Source organism: Burkholderia sp. AU4i (genome assembly GCF_000466765.1).
Lineage (GTDB): Bacteria > Pseudomonadota > Gammaproteobacteria > Burkholderiales > Burkholderiaceae > Burkholderia > Burkholderia cepacia.
Genome location: NZ_ASSI01000016.1, coordinates 43,889 through 61,132 on the forward strand (window position 1 = coordinate 43,889; position 17,244 = coordinate 61,132).

Annotated in this window: 16 protein-coding genes; 14 read left to right on the forward strand and 2 right to left on the reverse strand. The window is 63.1% G+C overall.

Annotated elements, in window-relative coordinates:
• Nucleotides 1-96 precede the first annotated feature (96 nt).
• The 6 genes from L810_RS02950 to L810_RS02975 all read left to right on the forward strand — a co-directional run bounded on the left by L810_RS02950 (nucleotide 97) and on the right by L810_RS02975 (nucleotide 7,474).
• On the forward strand, nucleotides 97-1,329 hold the full coding sequence (locus L810_RS02950; RefSeq protein WP_021156890.1) for an MFS transporter: 1,233 nt from the start codon (nucleotides 97-99) through the stop codon (nucleotides 1,327-1,329).
• A gap of 195 nt (nucleotides 1,330-1,524) precedes the next feature.
• Nucleotides 1,525-2,946: an indoleacetamide hydrolase gene (gene iaaH / locus L810_RS02955; RefSeq protein ID WP_021156891.1), complete on the forward strand. Its 1,422-nt coding sequence runs from the start codon at nucleotides 1,525-1,527 to the stop codon at nucleotides 2,944-2,946.
• A 36-nt stretch (nucleotides 2,947-2,982) separates the two neighbouring features.
• Nucleotides 2,983-4,167, forward strand: coding sequence for a substrate-binding domain-containing protein (locus L810_RS02960; protein WP_042972979.1), 1,185 nt, complete (start codon nucleotides 2,983-2,985; stop codon nucleotides 4,165-4,167).
• 4 nt (nucleotides 4,168-4,171) lie between these two features.
• Complete coding sequence (locus tag L810_RS02965; protein WP_021156893.1) at nucleotides 4,172-5,017, forward strand: branched-chain amino acid ABC transporter permease; 846 nt, start codon at nucleotides 4,172-4,174, stop codon at nucleotides 5,015-5,017.
• Entirely contained in the window at nucleotides 4,995-6,770 is a 1,776-nt protein-coding gene (locus L810_RS02970; RefSeq protein ID WP_042972980.1) for a branched-chain amino acid ABC transporter ATP-binding protein/permease, read from the forward strand. The genes L810_RS02965 and L810_RS02970 overlap by 23 nt, the downstream gene beginning before the upstream one ends.
• A 20-nt stretch (nucleotides 6,771-6,790) precedes the next feature.
• Complete coding sequence (locus L810_RS02975; RefSeq protein ID WP_021156895.1) at nucleotides 6,791-7,474, forward strand: ABC transporter ATP-binding protein; 684 nt, start codon at nucleotides 6,791-6,793, stop codon at nucleotides 7,472-7,474.
• Between the two features lie 61 nt (nucleotides 7,475-7,535).
• Here L810_RS02975 and L810_RS02980 read toward each other — a convergent pair whose 3' ends face one another.
• The gene (locus L810_RS02980; RefSeq protein WP_021156896.1) at nucleotides 7,536-8,273 is read right to left on the reverse strand and encodes a helix-turn-helix transcriptional regulator; all 738 of its coding nucleotides are present in this window, start codon (nucleotides 8,271-8,273) and stop codon (nucleotides 7,536-7,538) included.
• Between the two features lie 455 nt (nucleotides 8,274-8,728).
• Here L810_RS02980 and L810_RS02985 point away from each other — a divergent pair, with 455 nt between their 5' ends.
• The gene (locus L810_RS02985; RefSeq protein WP_021156897.1) at nucleotides 8,729-9,787 is read left to right on the forward strand and encodes a porin; all 1,059 of its coding nucleotides are present in this window, start codon (nucleotides 8,729-8,731) and stop codon (nucleotides 9,785-9,787) included.
• A 66-nt stretch (nucleotides 9,788-9,853) separates the two neighbouring features.
• Here the strand turns inward: L810_RS02985 and L810_RS02990 are convergent, their stop codons facing one another.
• Nucleotides 9,854-11,245: an aminotransferase-like domain-containing protein gene (locus tag L810_RS02990; protein WP_042972983.1), complete on the reverse strand. Its 1,392-nt coding sequence runs from the start codon at nucleotides 11,243-11,245 to the stop codon at nucleotides 9,854-9,856.
• Nucleotides 11,246-11,626: 381 nt separating this feature from the next.
• Here L810_RS02990 and L810_RS02995 point away from each other — a divergent pair, with 381 nt between their 5' ends.
• Genes L810_RS02995 through L810_RS03025 form a run of 7 tightly spaced genes read left to right on the forward strand, consistent with a single transcriptional unit; the run spans nucleotide 11,627 to nucleotide 17,232 of the window.
• Nucleotides 11,627-12,109 carry an MSMEG_0572/Sll0783 family nitrogen starvation response protein gene (locus L810_RS02995; protein ID WP_006405208.1) on the forward strand — a complete coding sequence of 161 codons (483 nt, stop codon included), beginning with the start codon at nucleotides 11,627-11,629 and terminating at the stop codon, nucleotides 12,107-12,109.
• Nucleotides 12,110-12,128: 19 nt separating this feature from the next.
• Entirely contained in the window at nucleotides 12,129-13,151 is a 1,023-nt protein-coding gene (locus tag L810_RS03000) for a Nit6803 family nitrilase (protein ID WP_042973017.1), read from the forward strand.
• Nucleotides 13,144-14,214, forward strand: coding sequence for an MSMEG_0568 family radical SAM protein (locus tag L810_RS03005; protein WP_042973019.1), 1,071 nt, complete (start codon nucleotides 13,144-13,146; stop codon nucleotides 14,212-14,214). Before L810_RS03000 ends, L810_RS03005 begins: the two co-directional genes overlap by 8 nt.
• Nucleotides 14,215-14,216: 2 nt before the next feature.
• Nucleotides 14,217-14,777: an MSMEG_0567/Sll0786 family nitrogen starvation N-acetyltransferase gene (locus tag L810_RS03010; protein WP_021156900.1), complete on the forward strand. Its 561-nt coding sequence runs from the start codon at nucleotides 14,217-14,219 to the stop codon at nucleotides 14,775-14,777.
• Nucleotides 14,774-15,757, forward strand: coding sequence for a sll0787 family AIR synthase-like protein (locus L810_RS03015; RefSeq protein WP_021156901.1), 984 nt, complete (start codon nucleotides 14,774-14,776; stop codon nucleotides 15,755-15,757). The genes L810_RS03010 and L810_RS03015 overlap by 4 nt, the downstream gene beginning before the upstream one ends.
• Nucleotides 15,754-16,938: an MSMEG_0565 family glycosyltransferase gene (locus L810_RS03020; protein ID WP_021156902.1), complete on the forward strand. Its 1,185-nt coding sequence runs from the start codon at nucleotides 15,754-15,756 to the stop codon at nucleotides 16,936-16,938. The genes L810_RS03015 and L810_RS03020 overlap by 4 nt, the downstream gene beginning before the upstream one ends.
• A 9-nt stretch (nucleotides 16,939-16,947) precedes the next feature.
• Nucleotides 16,948-17,232 carry an MSMEG_0570 family nitrogen starvation response protein gene (locus L810_RS03025; RefSeq protein ID WP_021156903.1) on the forward strand — a complete coding sequence of 95 codons (285 nt, stop codon included), beginning with the start codon at nucleotides 16,948-16,950 and terminating at the stop codon, nucleotides 17,230-17,232.
• The last annotated feature ends 12 nt before the right edge of the window (nucleotides 17,233-17,244 follow it).

Below are 17,244 nucleotides of genomic sequence, written 5' to 3' on the forward strand. Positions count from 1 at the left end.
CCGGTCGGAGGGTTTCGTTTCGCGGCCGGGTAGGCCTGGCGGTTTTTCTTCGAAACAACGGTCATTCAGTCACGACGATATAGTTAGGATGGCGATATGAAATACAAGGAAGGCGGAAACTACGAATGGAAGATGGTCATCTTTCTTGCGGTGCTGTTCGGCATCGTGGGTCTCGACCGTCTGGTCATCGTGTACCTGTTCCCGGTTCTGCTGCCGGAACTGAAACTGAACAACACGCAGGCAGGCGCCATCGCCTCGGTGCTTGCGTTGACCTGGGCCATTTCGACGTGGGTGCTCGGAAGCCTGTCCGACCGCCACGGGCGTCGCAAGATTCTGCTCGGGTCTTCGATTTTCTTCTCGGTGATGACATCCTTCACCGGGGTCGCCAAGTCGTTCCACAGCATGCTGCTCGTGCGCGGCCTCCTTGGCGTCGGAGAGGGGGGCGTCTTCAGTGCCAGCGTCGCGACCATCGATGAAATATCGACACCGCGTCGGCGCGGCTTGAATCTGGGCATCCATCAGTCGTTCTTTCCCCTTCTGGGTATCGGCCTGGGACCGATTATCGCTACCCAGCTCGTGATGCATATGCGCTGGGAGTGGGTGTTTTTCGTTCTCGGTATCCCGGGGCTTCTGCTGACGTTCCTGATCGGCAAGACCATGCGAAAGGCGGAGGCAAGTCGAGATAAACAGGCGCGATCGGCATCGGCCAGCCCCTTGACCGTGCTGAGATACAAGAACATCTGGTTGACCACGGTCATCGGCTCCCTTTTCCAGACGGGCCTGTTCGTTTTCTCGACGTTTGTCGCGCTCTATCTGACCAAGGTAGTGGGCCTCAGCCTCGGCACGGTCGGCCTGATCATCTCCGGATGGGGTTTCGGCGGATTTATCGGGATGATCGCCGTTCCGGCGATGTCCGATCGGCTTGGTCGGCGTATCGTGCTCGTCGTTTCCGCAGCTTGCTACGGAGTCCTGATGTTGGCGTTCGTTCTTTGTCACGCGTCTCCGATCGTCATGTTCTGCAACCTCTTTGCCGCCGGGATGTGTGGCTTCGGCATCGCACCGCTCTTTCTTGCCGTGATTCCCTGCGAATCCGTACCGTCCACGCTGACCGGCTCCGCCGTAGGCGTTCCCACCGCTGTCAGCGAACTCATCGGTGGGGTCCTGATGCCGGTGGTGGCAGGTGGGCTCGCCGACACATTCGGTCTTGGTTATCCGATGCTGATCGTCGGGGGCGTGTCGTTGGTTAGCGCGCTCGTGGGGATGTTTCTCGAGGAAACGGTGCCCACCGCGACCTCGAAGCGTTCAGTCTCGAACATGGACGCGGTCTGAACGTCTGGCGAAGTGCCGGTGGATTTCAGGCCTTTGCGGGGAATCGCGCGTTCCAGGCCGCTAACGGCGGCCTGGAGGCGGTTTCGGGGGCGGTAAGGCGACGTTGCGAGGGTTGACAGCGTCGTCAATTCCAACGATGCGATACAAAAAAGCGGGCGCGCATTCTACGAAGACCAAAACGTAAGAGAGACGTAGATGCCAACCCTTCCGCAGCTTTCAGTCGTCGACGCAAAAGATGCGATTGATCGGCGCGAGATCTCCTGCCTGGAATACGTTCAGGCTCTGGTGGATCAACAGGCCAAAACCGAGCCGCTGAACGGGTTCGTGTATTTCGACCCTGAGGCGTTATTGCAATCGGCGCGGGCACATGATGAATCGCCCGCTTCCCGGACAGGGCGGACGTCACTTGACGGCATTCCATTGGCAATCAAGGACAACATCGACTGCGTCGGCATGCCGACGGCCGCGGGAACAGCAGCGCTTCGCCACGCTGTACCTCGAGCGAACGCGCCGGTCGTCGCGCGCGTGATCGAAGCGGGCGCGTTGGTCGCCGGCAAGGCCAACATGCACGAACTTGCTTTCGGCTGCACGAACGACAACGGATTTTTTGGTCCGGCCCGCAACCCGTATGACCCGTCCAGCATTCCCGGAGGAAGCAGCGGCGGGTCCGCCGTGGTGGTGTCAAGTGGTGCGGTGCCGGCGGCCCTCGGCACCGACACGGGCGGATCGGTGCGGATACCGGCGGCGCTGTGCGGACTGGTCGGCTTTCGTCCTACGCATGGACGCTATCCGTCGGAGGGGATCGTCCCGATATCGCCCACGCGTGACACGGTCGGCCCGATCGCCCGAACGGTCTCCGACGTGATGTTGCTGGATGAGATCCTGTCCGGAAATGGCCCGGCACTGCCCGTTGTCGACGGCGCATGTGACTTCAGCCTGGCAGTCCCGTACTCGACGTTGTGGGAGGGGTTGTCACCCGACGCCCGGCCGGTACTCGAAGATGCGTTGCAAAAGCTCGAGGATGCAGGCTTCGAACTGGTCGACGTAGATCTGCGACGTTATCCATTTTTCCGTGCGCAGAAGAGCGCAACCATCCCTTTTTTCGAGTTCGGTGGTGCCGTCGGCCGCTATCTGGAAACAGGCGGGGTGGCCGTGACGTTCCCGGAGATCGTTGCCCAAATCAGGTGCCCGGATGTGGCGCGGATCGTCAGCGACATCCTGGGGGACGGTGCGATTTCCGCGACCGAATATGCCAAAGCACTTCTCGCGCGAGAGCGGTCGCGCACGTCTTACGTGGAGTGCCTTCGCGAAGTGGAGGCAGACGCACTGCTATTTCCCACCGTCCCGATTCCGGCATGCCACATCGGCGCGGAAACCGTGACGGTCGGGTCCGATGCACTCGACGTCTTTGCTGCCTATACACGAAACACCGAACCAGGCAGCAACGCAGGGGTACCCGGCATCACCATTCCCGCCGGCCTGACTCAAGATGGGCTTCCGGTTGGATTGGCGCTGGACGGTGCTCCGTATTCGGATCAGCGAATCCTGCAGATCGGCAAGGCAATGGAGCGCGTTCTGTGTGCCGCGACGTTTCCGCGTCTCGACGCACTCATTTAATACGTCCGGCAACGGCTTAACGAGAAAGGCAAGCAAATGAATCGTCGAAATATCCTGAAAAGTATTGCGCTCGGTGCTGCAAGTGCCGCGGTGGGCGTCGGGGGGCTCGTGCCGGCATCAGTACGCGCGGCCAACCAGCCGCTGAAGTTGGCGCTGATGGCGCCGATGAGCGGGCCGGCCGCATTTTTCGGTCAAGCCTGCAAGAACTGCGCAGCGATGGCGGTCGATGAGATCAATGCGCGCGGGGGCGTTTTGGGGCGCCCCCTCGAGTTGCTTGTGGGAGACGCCGGCGCCGCGCCTTCCGAGTCGGCGCAGACGGCTCTGCGCCTCTGGAAGCGCGACAAGGCGGAGGTCTTTGTCGGATCGCACGATAGCGCTGTCCGCACGGCGCTGGAAAGCCTGTTCAGAGGCCAGGTGCCCTACATCTATACCCCGATGTACGAGGGGGGCGATTGTGCGAAGGGCACGTTCTTCGTCGGCGAGACGCCCGCGCAGCAACTGACGCCGGTCATTCCGTGGCTGACCGCCCAGCACCAGGTCAAGCGCTGGTTCCTGATCGGCAACGACTACATCTGGCCGCGCAAGTCGAACGAAGTGGCGAAAAAGGCGATTCAAGGTTCCGGCGCGACCGTGGTCGGCGAAGAGTACGTTCCATTCGACGTCGATAACTTTGACGCGGTGCTCGGCAAAATCCGGGACAGCAAGGCAGATGCGGTCTTCATCACGCTGGTGGGCGGGTCGGCCGTCACGTTCAACAGAAGCTTTGCGAGCTTCGGTCTCAGCGACAAGATGATCCGCTTCGGCACGATGATCGAAGAAAACACATTGATCGGCATCGGGGCGTCCAACTCCAGGAACCTCTACTCGGCTTCCGGCTTTTTCTCGACGCCGACCGCCACGTCCGGCGAGTTTCTGGAGCGCTATCACAAGCGATTCGGCGCTTCGGCGGTATTGAGCAGCATCGGCGAGTCGACATACGAGGGCATCCTGATGTATGACGCCATGGCCAGGAAGGCGAACTCGGCGGCGATCGGCGATCTGACGAAGGCTTCCGATGGGGCAAGTTACAAAGGCCCGCGTGGCGTGGTCACGATGAAGTCCCGCAACGTGACGGCCGACATCTTCCTCGCCAAGGCTTCAGGGGCCCGATACGACATCGTCAAGACGTTCTCGCAACTCAGCTCGGCCGAAACCTGCACGAGCGGAGCGGGTGTGGGTTGAAGTCATGCTTCTTTCCTACCTTCTCAATCTCGGGTACGCGTGTGCGGCCCTCGCGCTCACGACGATCGGTCTGGCAATCGTGTTCGGGCTGCTGGGCGTGCTGAACATGGCGCATGGCGAGTTCATCATGCTGGGCGCGTACTCGGTGGTCGTCGTGCAGCGTCTCGGGCTGCCCGCCTTGCTTGCCATACCCTTGGCGATCGTCGTATGCGCTGCTGTCGGGTGGATCGTCGAGCGCGTGCTGGTTCGTCCTTTGTATCAGCGGCCGTTCGATACCTTGCTCGCAACGTGGGGCGTTTCGATCCTTCTCCGCGAAGGCGTGGTCGCATTGTTCGGAAAGGGTTACCAGGACGTGGCGGGTGCGGATGGCGCATCGATCGATGTCTTTGGCACCCAGTACCCGGCATTCCGGCTTGCGATGATGCTCTCGGTGGGCGTGGCATTCGCCGGGCTCGCGGCATGGTACAGCCGCAGCCAGACGGGCGCGCGGATTCGCGGCATGGTCGCGAATCCCCTGCTTGCCAAGGCGGCCGGCATCAATACGACCCGCCTGGCCAGTGGCACTTTCATCACGGGTGTGGTTCTGGCCGGGTTGGCGGGCGTGCTGCTTGCACCGATCGTGCGGGTCGAGCCGTACATGGGCCTCGACTATCTGCTCAATTCGTTCTTTGTGCTGGTTGTCGGTGGTCTGGGCAGTCTGCTCGGTCTCGCGGTAGGCACGTTCGTCATCGGCGGAACGCAGGTCGCGGTGTCGAGTTTCATCGATCAGACGTCGGGGTATACCGCCGTTCTGATCCTGTCCATCTATTTCTTGTGGAGTCGCCCAAATGGCCTCGTCTCGCGCCGTTGAATCGTCTCTCCAGGCTGTCACGGCGGCGATTCTTCTAAGCTTGCCGCTGTGGGCCGGTGACTACAGTGCAAACCAGATCGGGCTTCTGTTGCTGTATGGAATGGCAACGCAAAGCGTTGCCTTGTGCTGGGGGAATGCGGGATTCCTGCCGCTGGGGCAAAGCCTGTTTTTCGGGTTGGGCGCGTATGTCAGCGCCTTTGTATTGCGCTCCGCGGCAGCGGCCGGCGGCGAATGGCAGATTGTTCTGCTTCCGCTTGCCATCGCGATACCGGCGGCCCTGGCCTATGCAATCGGATTGATCGTCTTTGCGCGCCGGATTGACAGTGGGCCGTTCTTTTCATTGATTACGCTTGCGCTATGCATGTTGGGATTTCTGGTCGCCAATCAATGGAGCAGCGTAACCGGCGGCTTCAATGGGTTGACCGATATCCCCGATCTGCCGATGACCGACAGGTATGGAAACCTGTATTACGTGATCGCAGCGGCTGCGGTTGTCGTCACGGCACTGATCACCTGGTTGAACCGCAGACCGATCGGGACGCTCTGGGCCGCCATCTCGGAGAATGAAGATCGCCTCCAGTTTTTCGGATTCGCGACGCATAAGCTGAAGGCCGCCGCTTTCGGCCTCTCGGGTGCGATCGCGGGTTTGGGCGGCGCCCTGTATGCGCCGCACGAAGGTCTGGTCGGTCCGCAGGCGGTCGGCGTGGCGTTGTCGGCGCAGTTCGTCATCTGGGCAGCCGTCGGCGGAAAGCGCAGTCCGTTGGGCGCGCAACTCGGTGCCGTCGTGATCGGACTGCTCGCCGCGACCTGGCGTGACCTGTTCACTTATTGGGAAGTGCTGGTCGCGCTGATTTTCATCGGCGTGGTGCGGTTATTTCCCGATGGCCTGGCCGGCGCGACCGCCGCGCTTGCGCGAATGGCCGGCCTACGCGTCGCGAACCCCATTCCGGAGAAACGGATCGACGCGCACGACATCGCGACGATCGACCTGCGACCGGCTCAATCCACGCTGCTCAGCTTCAGGAAGGTGGAGGTCAGCCAGGGCGGCGTCAACATTCTCAACGGGCTCGATCTCGAGGTGGGAGCAGGGGGTGTCAATTGTTTCATCGGCCCCAATGGCGCCGGGAAGACGTCGACGTTCAACGCAATGACGGGCCGCTTGCCGGTCCGTTCCGGTGAAATTCACTTTCGCGGGGCCGAGATTTCGTCCTCGCAGGCGTGGCAGGTCGCCCGACTGGGCGTCGGCCGCAAGTTCCAGATTCCGTCGGTTTTTGCGCAGTTGTCCGTCAACGAGAATCTTCAGATTGCGCTGTGGGCGAACCGGATCCGTCCGCGAGAGATGTTGGCCGCCGAGCCGCTGCATTGGAATTCGCTTCAACGCGTTCGCACACTCGAAAAATTCGGATTCCTCGAATCGAATATGGCCGTTCGCACGGGGGATCTTTCTCAAGGGATGCGCCAGATGCTGGAGTTCGCGATGGTGGCGATCACCGAGCCGCGTCTTTTGCTGCTCGACGAACCGTGCGCCGGCCTCTCGGCGCACGAGACCCGTCATATGATGGATGCGATTACGTCGACCGTGAGCGAACTGGACGCGTCGGCCATCGTGATCGAGCACGACATGAGCGCGCTCGAAAAGATCGCCGACAACGTGGTGGTCCTGCACCAGGGCAGAAGCCTCGCGGTAGGCTCCCTGGCGCAGATCAAGATGTCGGAAGACGTCAAGGCCGTCTACTCGGGAGGAAGAAAATGAGCGAGCGGCGGGGAGAAGCAATGCTGAGGTTTTCGTCGATCGTCGCGGGCTACGGCGACACGATGGTGCTCAAGGGGATCAGCGGCGAGGTGGCCGCGGGTAGCGTCCTGGGCGTATTCGGCCGCAACGGCGTGGGCAAGTCGACGCTCATGCGCGCTTTGGCCGGCGTCATCCAGCCCGCGTCCGGTACGGTCACTGTCAACGGCGGCGAAGTGGGCAACGTGCCGTCGCATCAACGGCGACGTCTGGGGGTGAGCTATGCGCCGCAGGAGCGGGTCGTCTTCGACAATTTGAGCGTCGCGGACAACCTGACACTCGGATTCAAGACCCGAAGCCTGGACGCATACGACGATCTGTTCCAGGTTTTTCCGCGGCTGAAGGAACGCTTGTTCCAACCGGCCGGGAAGTTGAGCGGTGGTGAAAAGAAGTTGCTTTCCTTCGCCAGGATCATCGCGGAGCGTTCGCCGCTCACGCTGATCGACGAGCCGTCGGAAGGTGTTCAGCAGGAGAACCTGGAGCGGATGGCATCCGTGATCCGGTCTCGAATCGAGGAAGGCGCGGCGTTCGTGGTCGTCGAACAGAATCTGACGTTTCTCACGTCGATCGCCGACCATTTCATCGGTCTGGATCATGGAGAGGTCGTGCTGTCGGGCGACTCGATCGATGTGTCGCGCGACCGGCTCGAAGCCGTACTGGCGGTTTAGTCTCTTGTATCGGACGATTCGCCGCGTCGCGCGTACGTGGCCGTCGACCGCTGTTCAATCGTCATGACGGCGGGGTCGTTCCGGCCGCGGCGACGGAGGCGGCAAGCTCCGCGCGGTTGGAGAATCCCTTCTTGTCCATGATCCGCCGCAAATGGGTGCGCACGGTCGACAGGCTGATGCAGAGAAGGCGGCCGATATCCTGATCGGTACAACCCTTTGCGACCAGCTGGGCGATCTCGCTCTCACGGTCCGTGAGCCCTGTCGCGCTGCCTGCCCGGCGTTTGATCGCGCGGCAAAGGAACGGCTCGATCGCATCGAGCACGAGTTTGTCGCGCATCTCGAACTCAGGCCGATTCCTCGTTCGCCAGATTCTCAGGTCGCTGAGCTGGCGTTCGCCGTCGAAGACAAACACGTTGATCCCGTGATGCAAACCGTCGTGCGCGAGAAACTCGTTGTAGAACTCGCTTTTCTCCAGGGCAGGCCGGTCCATCACTTCTTCCACCAACGTGGCCCTGCGCCGCTTGCAGAGTTGCGCCGTCATCGGGTCATTGTGCTGGTACCAGCTCGTGTAGCGACGCACGTGATCCGAGTCGACATTGACTGCAATCGGGTCGGCGTACATCCCTTTTTCGGCATCCCAGTTGTAGGAGACGCAGAAATCGGATCGCAGCAGCCGGGTCAAGTCTGACAAAACGACACGCCTGACATCCACGATCGGCCCGAGCTCCTCGAGCCGCCCGATGATGTCACCGAAAAGTCGGAGTTCGTCGAGCGTGAGATCGTGAACTTGTGGCTTCAAGGGTGCCTCATCGGTAGGTGGAATCGGGAGACAGCATGCGCAACAGCCTCGAAAGACTGGTTCGCATTACACATCAAGCATAGCAGGGCAAAAAATCCCGATCAGCAACGAACTTCACTGCCATTGCCTGTCCGTTGTATTCATGCCGCAGTCAGGTCCACTGCCTATTGCAGATCGGAAGGGATGTTCGCGATGGCGCCTGAATTTCTTGAGCGCGGGCTCAGGCCAAGTTTTCCCTGTCGATATTTCTAACGATGGGGCTCAAAAAACGGTGCTCATAGAGTAGACGCGCAGTGGGAAGCGGACGTGCTGAGACCGTTCGTTGTAGCGAGGCAAGCTGGAGGATTACCCGGACACGCCTGCCCATTGACCAAACGATTCCGATGCATTTCCAGCGGGACGTTTTCCTCAGTCATTTCGTCAACGAAAGCAACGCATAAAATTAGGAAAGCGATATGAATACGGTCATCAAGCGAAGCATGGTGGTGTGCGCCGCGGTCGGATGCGGCGTGGCACATGCACAGTCCTCAGTGACGCTGTACGGGCTGGTGGATGCGGGTATTACGTACACGAACAATGCGACATCGAGCACCGGACATGGCGCGCTCGTGCAGTTTGCGTCCGGGTCTTCGCAGGGAGATCGCTGGGGGCTGACGGGTAAAGAGGACCTGGGTGGCGGGCTCAAGGCGATCTTCACGCTCGAAAGCGGCTTTCAACTTTCCAACGGGGCCCTGGCGCAAAGCGGGCTGCTGTTCAATCGTGCAGCCTTCGTCGGCGTTGACGGGCGGTTCGGGACGCTGACGCTCGGGCGGCAATACGACTTCATCGGCGATATCTTTCCGGCGTACTCGATTGCGGGAAATACGGCAGCGGGCATCCTCGCGTGGGGCATTCCGGCGTATGCGGCTGGCGGCTATACGCTGGACAACCGGCTGTGGGGCGACAATGTCAATAACTCGGTGAAGTATCTTTCGCCGACGATTTCGGGTTTCAGTGTCGGGGCGATGTACGGTTTCGGCAACGTCGCCGGCTCGTTGGGCACCAACAGCTCGATGAACTTTCTGCTGAACTACAGCCAAGGCGGGCTCGCCGCATCGCTGTCGTATTTCAAGCAGCATAACGCGACCAGTTCCGCGAATCTGACGGAATACGCCGGCGGTGCAACATACAGCCTGGGGAAAGCGCAGATATTCGGTGTGGTGACCGATGTTCAGTTGAGCAGCGGCACCCAGGCTCGGGCGCTGACCTATGACGGTGGCATGACTTACTTCGTCAAGCCCGATATTTCGCTTGGCGCAGGGTTCCAGTTTCAACAGCGCAACAACGGCGTCGGCAGCGCGAACCAGGTGACCATCGGGGCGGATTACTTCATTTCGAAGCGAACGGACGTGTATTTCGTCGGGGCGCTCGCGCACGATCATGCACACGGCGCGCAAATCGAAGCAGCGCTCGGATCACCGTCCAGCACGAGTTTTCAGACTGCGGCACGGATCGGCATTCGCCACAAGTTCTAACGGTCGCGGGTCGAGCGCGATGGCGAACCGGGAGGCGCCTATTTGTCTTCGACGCGGAATCGGCCGCTACATCGCCGCACCATAAAGATGATGCGCGTCGGTCAGTGCATCCGCGACGAGTTCCAGGCCGTCCCGGCACTGCTCCCGATCCTGCGGCCCGCCAAGGCAGATACGGATCGCCGCCGGCGGGTCGCCGTCCGTCGAAAATGCCGCGCTCGCCACGGCGGCGACGTTTCGACTCCGCAGATGCTGCGCCAGATCCGGTGCGGTCCATAGGCACTCGCCCGGAATCGGCAACCAGAGATGGAAACCGTCGGGGTGGGCATCGAAAGGCCATGCGCCGAGAACGCGGCTGGCGATCGCCTGCCGTGCATGCGCCTCCGATCGAATCGCGGCCAGCATCTCGCTTGCCGTGCCGTCATTGATCCACTGGGTAGACAGCAGCATCGTGAACGGGCTCGGCATGACGGTCGTGGCGCGCAGTGCGCCGGCGATCCGCTGTGCTTCGCGCACCGTCGGCGCGAGCAGGTAAGCGATGCGCAACCCGGCGCCGAAGTTCTTCGACATGCCGGTCACGTAGTAGGTCAGTTCTGGCGCCAGCAGCGCCAGCGGGGGCGGCGCGCTCTGCGGCAGCATCGCATAGGCATCGTCCTCGATGATGGGCACGTTGTAGCGTGTGGCGATATCGGCCAACGCTTCGCGGCGCCGGAACGGTATCGTGAGCGTGCTCGGGTTCTGCAGGGTCGGGTTGCAGTACAGCGCAGCAGGCTGTCCGCTTCGGCAGAGCGATTCGAAGGCATGCGGCAACGGCCCGTCGTCGTCCCGTGGCAGCGGCTGTAACCGCACGCCCAGTTGCGATGCGATGGCCTTGATGCCGGGGTAAGCGAGTGAATCGAGGCAGATCGAGTCACCGCGGCTCGCAAGCCGGGAAACGAGCGCGACGAGGGCGCTGTGGATTCCCGGGCAAACGAGCACGGTATCGCTGCTGCAGCCGGGCAGGCGATTGGCCAGCCATGCGCGGCCGGCGGCGCGATCCGCCGGTGTGCCGCCGAAATCCTGATATCGCATCAATTGGTAAGGGTCCGCCGCGGCGAACAACGCGGCAGCCGATTCCTGCAGTCGCCCGGCCATCCCGGGCGGCTCCGGTGGCATGTTCATCGACATCTCGATGCTGCTCCCGCCCGACAGCGGGATCGTCCGGGTTGGGCCGCGCACGAACGTACCGCTTCCTGCCCGTGTATCGAGCAAGCCGCGCCTGCGGGCTTCAGCATACGCGCGGGCCACCGTCGTGTAGTTCAGGTTCAGCGCACCGGCGAGATCGCGCAGCCCGGGTAGGCGGTCGCGTGGTTTCAGCCGGCCCGCCGCCAGGTCTTCCTCGATCAGGTCGGGGATCAGCAGGTACGCCGGCTTCCTGCTTTCCAGGAGTCGCTTCGACCAATGATGGATTATGTAATCCATACCTGTTTCCATTTGATGATTCATCAAAACGTTAGCATGGCGCATTAATCGGAAATATCTATCTCGCCATTCCGAAGCCAGATGATTGCATTGATCGCATCATGTATCGGATTGATGCACGGATGCACGCTCGATGCGCACGCATGCTTGCTTGTTGCTTCACACGGGTGCGCGCCGTCGCCCGGACGGGACACTTCCTATCCGAACCGCATTCGGTCACGCAAGGATCGGACCGGCTGCATCGGCATTTATCGATTGAATGATCGGAGAGTGATCGCATCAGGTCTGTGCCTGGTTGGCATATGCGTTGCGTTAATGAGATCGCCCGGACTCGAAAGTGTTCGGGAATATCACTGAACTCATTATCAAACGGAGCGTGCCATGCCCGCAGTCAATCAGCCGTTGCACAAGAAGGGAGATTTCCTCGTCGATTACGAGGAAAAGGTGTTTGAAGACGTCAAGGCGGAACCGGGCGAGAAAGCGCTCGTGACGTTCCACACGGTTGCGTTCGAGGGATCGATCGGCTTCGTGAACCTGCTGCAGGCGACTCGCCTGCAACGCAAGGGATTCGAGACGTCGGTGCTGCTCTATGGCCCCGGCGTGACGCTCGGCCTTCAGCGCGGGTTTCCGACGCTCGGCGACGAGGCGTTTCCCGGTCATCTGAACTTCAACAAGCAACTCGTCAAGTTCATGGAAGAAGGCGGGAAAGTCTACGCGTGCCGTTTTGCGCTGCAGGCGCTCTACGGGCATGGCGAAGCGTCGCTGATCGAGGGCATTCGACCGATCAATCCGCTCGACGTGCTGGATATCCAGCTGCTTCACCGCAAGGAGAACGCGCTGGTCATCCATACCTGGACCGTTTGATCGAATGACGGGTGCCATCATGTCCGACAAACGCATCGTCCGGGCGGCAGCCGTCCAGATCGCTCCCGATCTGGAACGCGCCGGCGGCACGCTCGACAAGGTCTGCGCGGCGATCGACGAGGCCGCCGGCAAGGGCGTCCAGCTGATCGTCTTTCCTGAAACATTCGTGCCGTATTACCCGTACTTCTCGTTCGTGCGGACGCCGGTCGCATCCGGCGCCGATCACATGCGGCTATACGAGCAGGCCGTGGCGGTGCCGGGCCCCGTGACGCATGCCGTTGCGGAGCGCGCGCGTCTGCACGGGATGGTGGTCGTGCTCGGCGTGAACGAGCGCGATCACGGCAGCCTGTATAACACGCAGCTGATCTTCGACGTCGACGGGCGCCTCGCGGTGAAGCGCCGCAAGATCACGCCGACGTTTCACGAGCGGATGATCTGGGGGCAGGGCGACGCGGCCGGACTCAAGGTTGCGCAGACCGGTGTCGGACGGGTCGGTGCGCTCGCGTGCTGGGAGCACTACAACCCGCTCGCCCGTTATGCGCTGATGACGCAGCACGAGGAAATTCATTGCAGTCAGTTTCCCGGCTCGCTGGTCGGCCCGATCTTTGCGGAACAGATCGAAGTCACGATCCGCCACCACGCGCTGGAAGCGGGCTGCTTTGTCGTCAATGCGACCGGCTGGCTGACGGACGCCCAGATCGAGTCGATCACGGGCGATCCGAATCTGCAGAAAGCCCTGTGCGGCGGATGCAATACCGCGATCGTGTCACCGGAGGGGCAGCATCTGGCCGAGCCCTTGCGGGAGGGCGAAGGGATGGTGATCGCCGACCTGGACATGTCGCTGATCACCAAGCGCAAGCGAATGATGGATTCGGTCGGCCACTATGCACGGCCGGAACTGCTGAGTCTTGCCATCAACGATCGGCCGGCGACGACGGTGACCCCGATGGGGCTCAGCGTGCCGGCCGCACGCGACTTCGAGGGACATTGCCATGAGCGCGAACGCGAAACCGTCGGTGCAGAGCCGGCAATTGATGACTGAACTGCAGTCGGTCGGGCTGCGCCTCGCGGATCCGCGGGTGGGCGCCGCGAGCCGGCGCGGCGGCGCCGGGCCGTCCGATCACAAGGCCGTGACGGTCGACGGCGTGACCATCATGGTGCCGGTGCACACGAGTACCGCGTGGGATTCGCCGTTCGTCGCGGCGGCGCCCGATGCGGCGGGCGTCAGCCTGCTCTCGCGCGGCACCATCCCGATCGCGAGCATCAGCTTTCCGTCGAGCCCGCGCTTCTACGCGTTGCAGACATTGGAGGGCGTGCCGTACTCGCACATCGCGACGCTGCATGGCGCCGACGTGCTGGCGACCACGGTGTTGCAGACCTGCATTCGCTACGAGAGCCGGCGCAAGACCTGCCAGTTCTGCTCGATCGGCCAGTCGCTCGCGGCCGGCCGGACGATCGCCCGCAAGACGCCGGAACAGCTCGCCGAGGTTGCGCGCGCGGCGGTCCTGCTCGACGGCGTCAAGCACATGGTGTTGACGACCGGCACACCGCCGACGCCGGATCGCGGTGCGCGCGTGCTGTGCGAAAGCGCGTTCGCGATCAAGGCGGCCGTCGATCTCCCGATCCAGGCGCAATGCGAGCCGCCCGACGACGACAGCTGGTTCGACCGGATGAAGGCAAGCGGGATCGATACGTTGGGCATGCATCTGGAAGCCGTGACGCCGGCGGTGCGCGAACGGATCATGCCGGGCAAGGCGAGCGTGCCGCTGTCCCGATACATGGCGGCATTCCGCGCGGCCGTCGGCGTGTTCGGCCGCGGCCAGGTCAGCACCTACATCCTCGCCGGGCTCGGCGACAGCGCGGCCGCGATCCTCGACATGTCGCGCGAACTGATCGGGTTTGGCGTGTATCCGTTCGTCGTGCCGTTCGTCCCGATCAGCGGCACGCCGCTGGAGAGTCATCCCGCGCCGTCGCCGGACTTCATGCGGGCGGTGCTCGAACCGCTCGGCGCCATGCTGCGCGACGCCGGCATGCGCTCCGCCGACATCAAGGCAGGCTGCGGAAAGTGCGGCGCCTGCTCGTCGCTTTCGACCTACGAGGGGTGAGCATGTACTGCGCAGAGATGGGACTGGCCGACTGCCGCGACACCTACCGGCCCGCCGAATACCGGATCAAATGGGCGGCACTTCCGTGGGAGATCGACGAAGCGTACAAACTGCGCCGGGCGGTGTTCTGCATCGAGCAGGGGATCTTCGCCGGCGACGATCGCGACGATATCGATCGCCACGCGCAACTGCTGGTCGCAGTCAGCTGCTGCGCGGGGCTGCCCGAGCAGGTGGTCGGCACGGTGCGGATTCATGAAACCGTGCCCGGCACCTGGATGGGCTCGCGGCTGGCGGTGCATCCGGCGTTTCGCGGGCAGGGCAGGATCGGCTCGATGCTGATCGCACTTGCCGTCAGCAGCGCGCATGCCGAAGGTTGCCGGACCTTCGTCGCACACGTGCAATCGCAGAACGTGCCGCTGTTTCGTCGGCTTCACTGGGATGCGCTCGGCGAGGAAACGTTGTTCGGGCGTCCTCATCAACTGATGCAGGCCCGGCTGGCGCACTATCCGCCGTGCGGCACGCCGTTCGAGGGTTTCGTCCTGCGCTCGGAGGTGCGGCCATGAGTGTCGACGATCGCATCGCGACGCTGCGCGCGAGTCGCGGCTTCCAGCACAAGCACGACATCTCCGGCGTGGTCGCATCGCTCGCGGCGTCATTGCCGAACGGCGAGCGGGATCTTGCACAGGCGGTGGCACTCGGCGACGACTGCGCGGCGATTCCCGATGCGGACGGTTACCTGTTGTTCGCGATCGAGGGCATGGTCGGCGATTTCGTCGAGTCGATGCCGTGGTTCGCGGGGTACAGCGGCGTGATGGCGAACGTCAGCGACATCTATGCGATGGGCGGGCGGCCGATCGCCGTCGTCGATGCACTGTGGAGCGACGGAATCGACGCCGCGCGGCCGGTGCTCGCCGGGATGGCCGCGGCTGCGTCGGCGTATGGCGTGCCGATCGTCGGCGGCCACAGCAACACGCGCAGCGCGCAGGGGCAACTGGCCGTATCGATCCTGGGCCGGGCCCGCGCGCTGCTGTCGAGCTTCAGTGCGCGGCCGGGCGATCGCCTGATGATGGCGGTCGACCTGCGTGGCGCATTCGAGGATCCGTATCCGTTCTGGAATGCGTCGGTCGGCGCGCCGCCGGCCCGGCTGCGCGGCGATCTCGAGATCCTGCCGGCGTTGGCCGAAGACGGGCTGTGCGATGCCGCGAAGGATATCTCGATGGCGGGCATGCTCGGGACGGCGCTGATGCTCGTCGAATGCTCGCGCGTCGGCGCGCGCATCGAACTCGACGCGATCCCGCGCCCGCCCGGCGTCGACTTCGATCGCTGGCTGACGGCCTTTCCGAGCTACGGGTTCCTGATGTCGGTCCGGCCGGCGCATGCCGACGCGATCGTGGAACGCTTCGCGGCGCGCGGGCTCGCGTGTGCCGTGATCGGCGATATCGACGCAACGCGCGAGGTCGTCGTCGAAGAAGCGGGCGAAACGGCGGTGCTGTGGGATTTCGGGATCGAAGCGCTTATGACCGGCGGCGGAGGTGTCCGATGAGTGGCGACGCGTTGCGCATCGCGCTGCTGACCCATTCGGTGAATCCGCGCGGCGGTGTCGTGCACGCACTTGAACTCGCCAGTGCGCTGCACGAAGCGGGAAACGACGTCACCGTGTTCGCGCCGGCCGCGCCGGGCGAGGCGATGTTCCGGGATGTCCCGTGCCGCGTCGTGCTGGCGCGCGTCGATGGCCGCCCTGGCAGCATCGCGGAAATGGTGTCCGCGCGGATTGCCGCGATCAGGCGCGCATTGCAGGAGCACGAGGCGGGCGGGTTCGACGTCCTGCATGCACAGGACAGCATCACGGGCAATGCGCTGGCCGAGTTGCGGCAGTCAGGCGCAATAGACGGCTTCGTACGGACCTTGCATCACCTCGACGTATTCGACGACCCGCAGCTCGAACGCTGGCAGGAACGTGCGTGGCGCGCGGCGGACCAGGTGCTGTGCGTGAGCGCCGTGTGGGCGGCCACGATGCGCAAGACGTTCGGGGTCGACGCAAGCGTGGTGCCCAACGGCGTGGACGTTGACCGGTTCGCTCGTGCGGACCAGACGGACATGCAGGCGGTGCGGCAGCGGTATGGCCTGCACGGCGGCCCGATTGCCCTGGCGATCGGCGGGATCGAGGAGCGAAAAAACTCGATCGCGTTGCTCGAGGCGTTCGCCCGATTGCGCGGCACGATGCCCGATGCACGGCTCGTGATCGCGGGCGGCGCGAGCCTTCTCGATCACGACGCATACGCGCGCCGCTTCGTCGCGCGCGCCGCTGCCCTCGGGCTGGGGATCGGCGTCGACGAACCCGTCGTGTCGACGGGGCCGCTCGACGACGCGGCGCTGGTCGCGCTGATGCACTGTGCCGACGTGGTGTCGATGGTGTCGGTCCGAGAGGGATTCGGCCTGGTCGTGCTCGAGGGGCTTGCTTGCGGAAAGCCGGTCGTCGTGTCCGAAATCGAACCCTTTACCGAGTATCTGGACGAGCACGCGTGCGTGTGGGCCGATCCAGCCGATGTGGATTCGATCGCCGACGCGCTGCACGACGCGCTCTCGGGACGGCGTGTTCCCGATTTCGCACATGCCGTCCCCGCAGTGCTGAACCGCTACTCATGGGAAGCGAGTGCGCGAAGGCATCTGGATATCTACCGGGCCCGGCTGGCGCAGCGTGCGCGAGTCGTGTCCACTGAATGAGGAGGAATCATGCCGGTCATGCATTTTCGGGTTCGTTGGCCCGATCAGTCGGAAACAAATTGCTATTCGCCTTCGACCGTCGTGTCGGAATTCTTCACGCCCGAGACGCAGTACGCGCTCGACGACTTCGTCGAGCGAGCCCGACGCGCACTGGGTATCGCGTCCGATCGCGTCCGCGAGAAATACGGATTCGCGTGCTCGGCCGCGATGGACGAGCTGGCACGGATCGAAGCGAACGCGGAACGATTTGCGCCGCAGGGCGACGCGACCGTGACCGTCATCGAACTCGTTTGAGGCGTACGGCAC

What these genes read in the sequence shown, in the direction of transcription:
- L810_RS02950 (WP_021156890.1), top strand. Translation starts at nt 97, where the DNA reads ATGAAATACAAGGAAGGCGGAAACTACGAATGGAAGATGGTCATCTTT.
- iaaH (WP_021156891.1), top strand. Translation starts at nt 1,525, where the DNA reads ATGCCAACCCTTCCGCAGCTTTCAGTCGTCGACGCAAAAGATGCGATT.
- L810_RS02960 (WP_042972979.1), top strand. Translation starts at nt 2,983, where the DNA reads ATGAATCGTCGAAATATCCTGAAAAGTATTGCGCTCGGTGCTGCAAGT.
- L810_RS02965 (WP_021156893.1), top strand. Translation starts at nt 4,172, where the DNA reads ATGCTTCTTTCCTACCTTCTCAATCTCGGGTACGCGTGTGCGGCCCTC.
- L810_RS02970 (WP_042972980.1), top strand. Translation starts at nt 4,995, where the DNA reads ATGGCCTCGTCTCGCGCCGTTGAATCGTCTCTCCAGGCTGTCACGGCG.
- L810_RS02975 (WP_021156895.1), top strand. Translation starts at nt 6,791, where the DNA reads ATGCTGAGGTTTTCGTCGATCGTCGCGGGCTACGGCGACACGATGGTG.
- L810_RS02985 (WP_021156897.1), top strand. Translation starts at nt 8,729, where the DNA reads ATGAATACGGTCATCAAGCGAAGCATGGTGGTGTGCGCCGCGGTCGGA.
- L810_RS02990 (WP_042972983.1), bottom strand. Translation starts at nt 11,245, where the DNA reads ATGGATTACATAATCCATCATTGGTCGAAGCGACTCCTGGAAAGCAGG.
- L810_RS02995 (WP_006405208.1), top strand. Translation starts at nt 11,627, where the DNA reads ATGCCCGCAGTCAATCAGCCGTTGCACAAGAAGGGAGATTTCCTCGTC.
- L810_RS03000 (WP_042973017.1), top strand. Translation starts at nt 12,129, where the DNA reads ATGTCCGACAAACGCATCGTCCGGGCGGCAGCCGTCCAGATCGCTCCC.
- L810_RS03005 (WP_042973019.1), top strand. Translation starts at nt 13,144, where the DNA reads ATGACTGAACTGCAGTCGGTCGGGCTGCGCCTCGCGGATCCGCGGGTG.
- L810_RS03010 (WP_021156900.1), top strand. Translation starts at nt 14,217, where the DNA reads ATGTACTGCGCAGAGATGGGACTGGCCGACTGCCGCGACACCTACCGG.
- L810_RS03015 (WP_021156901.1), top strand. Translation starts at nt 14,774, where the DNA reads ATGAGTGTCGACGATCGCATCGCGACGCTGCGCGCGAGTCGCGGCTTC.
- L810_RS03020 (WP_021156902.1), top strand. Translation starts at nt 15,754, where the DNA reads ATGAGTGGCGACGCGTTGCGCATCGCGCTGCTGACCCATTCGGTGAAT.
- L810_RS03025 (WP_021156903.1), top strand. Translation starts at nt 16,948, where the DNA reads ATGCCGGTCATGCATTTTCGGGTTCGTTGGCCCGATCAGTCGGAAACA.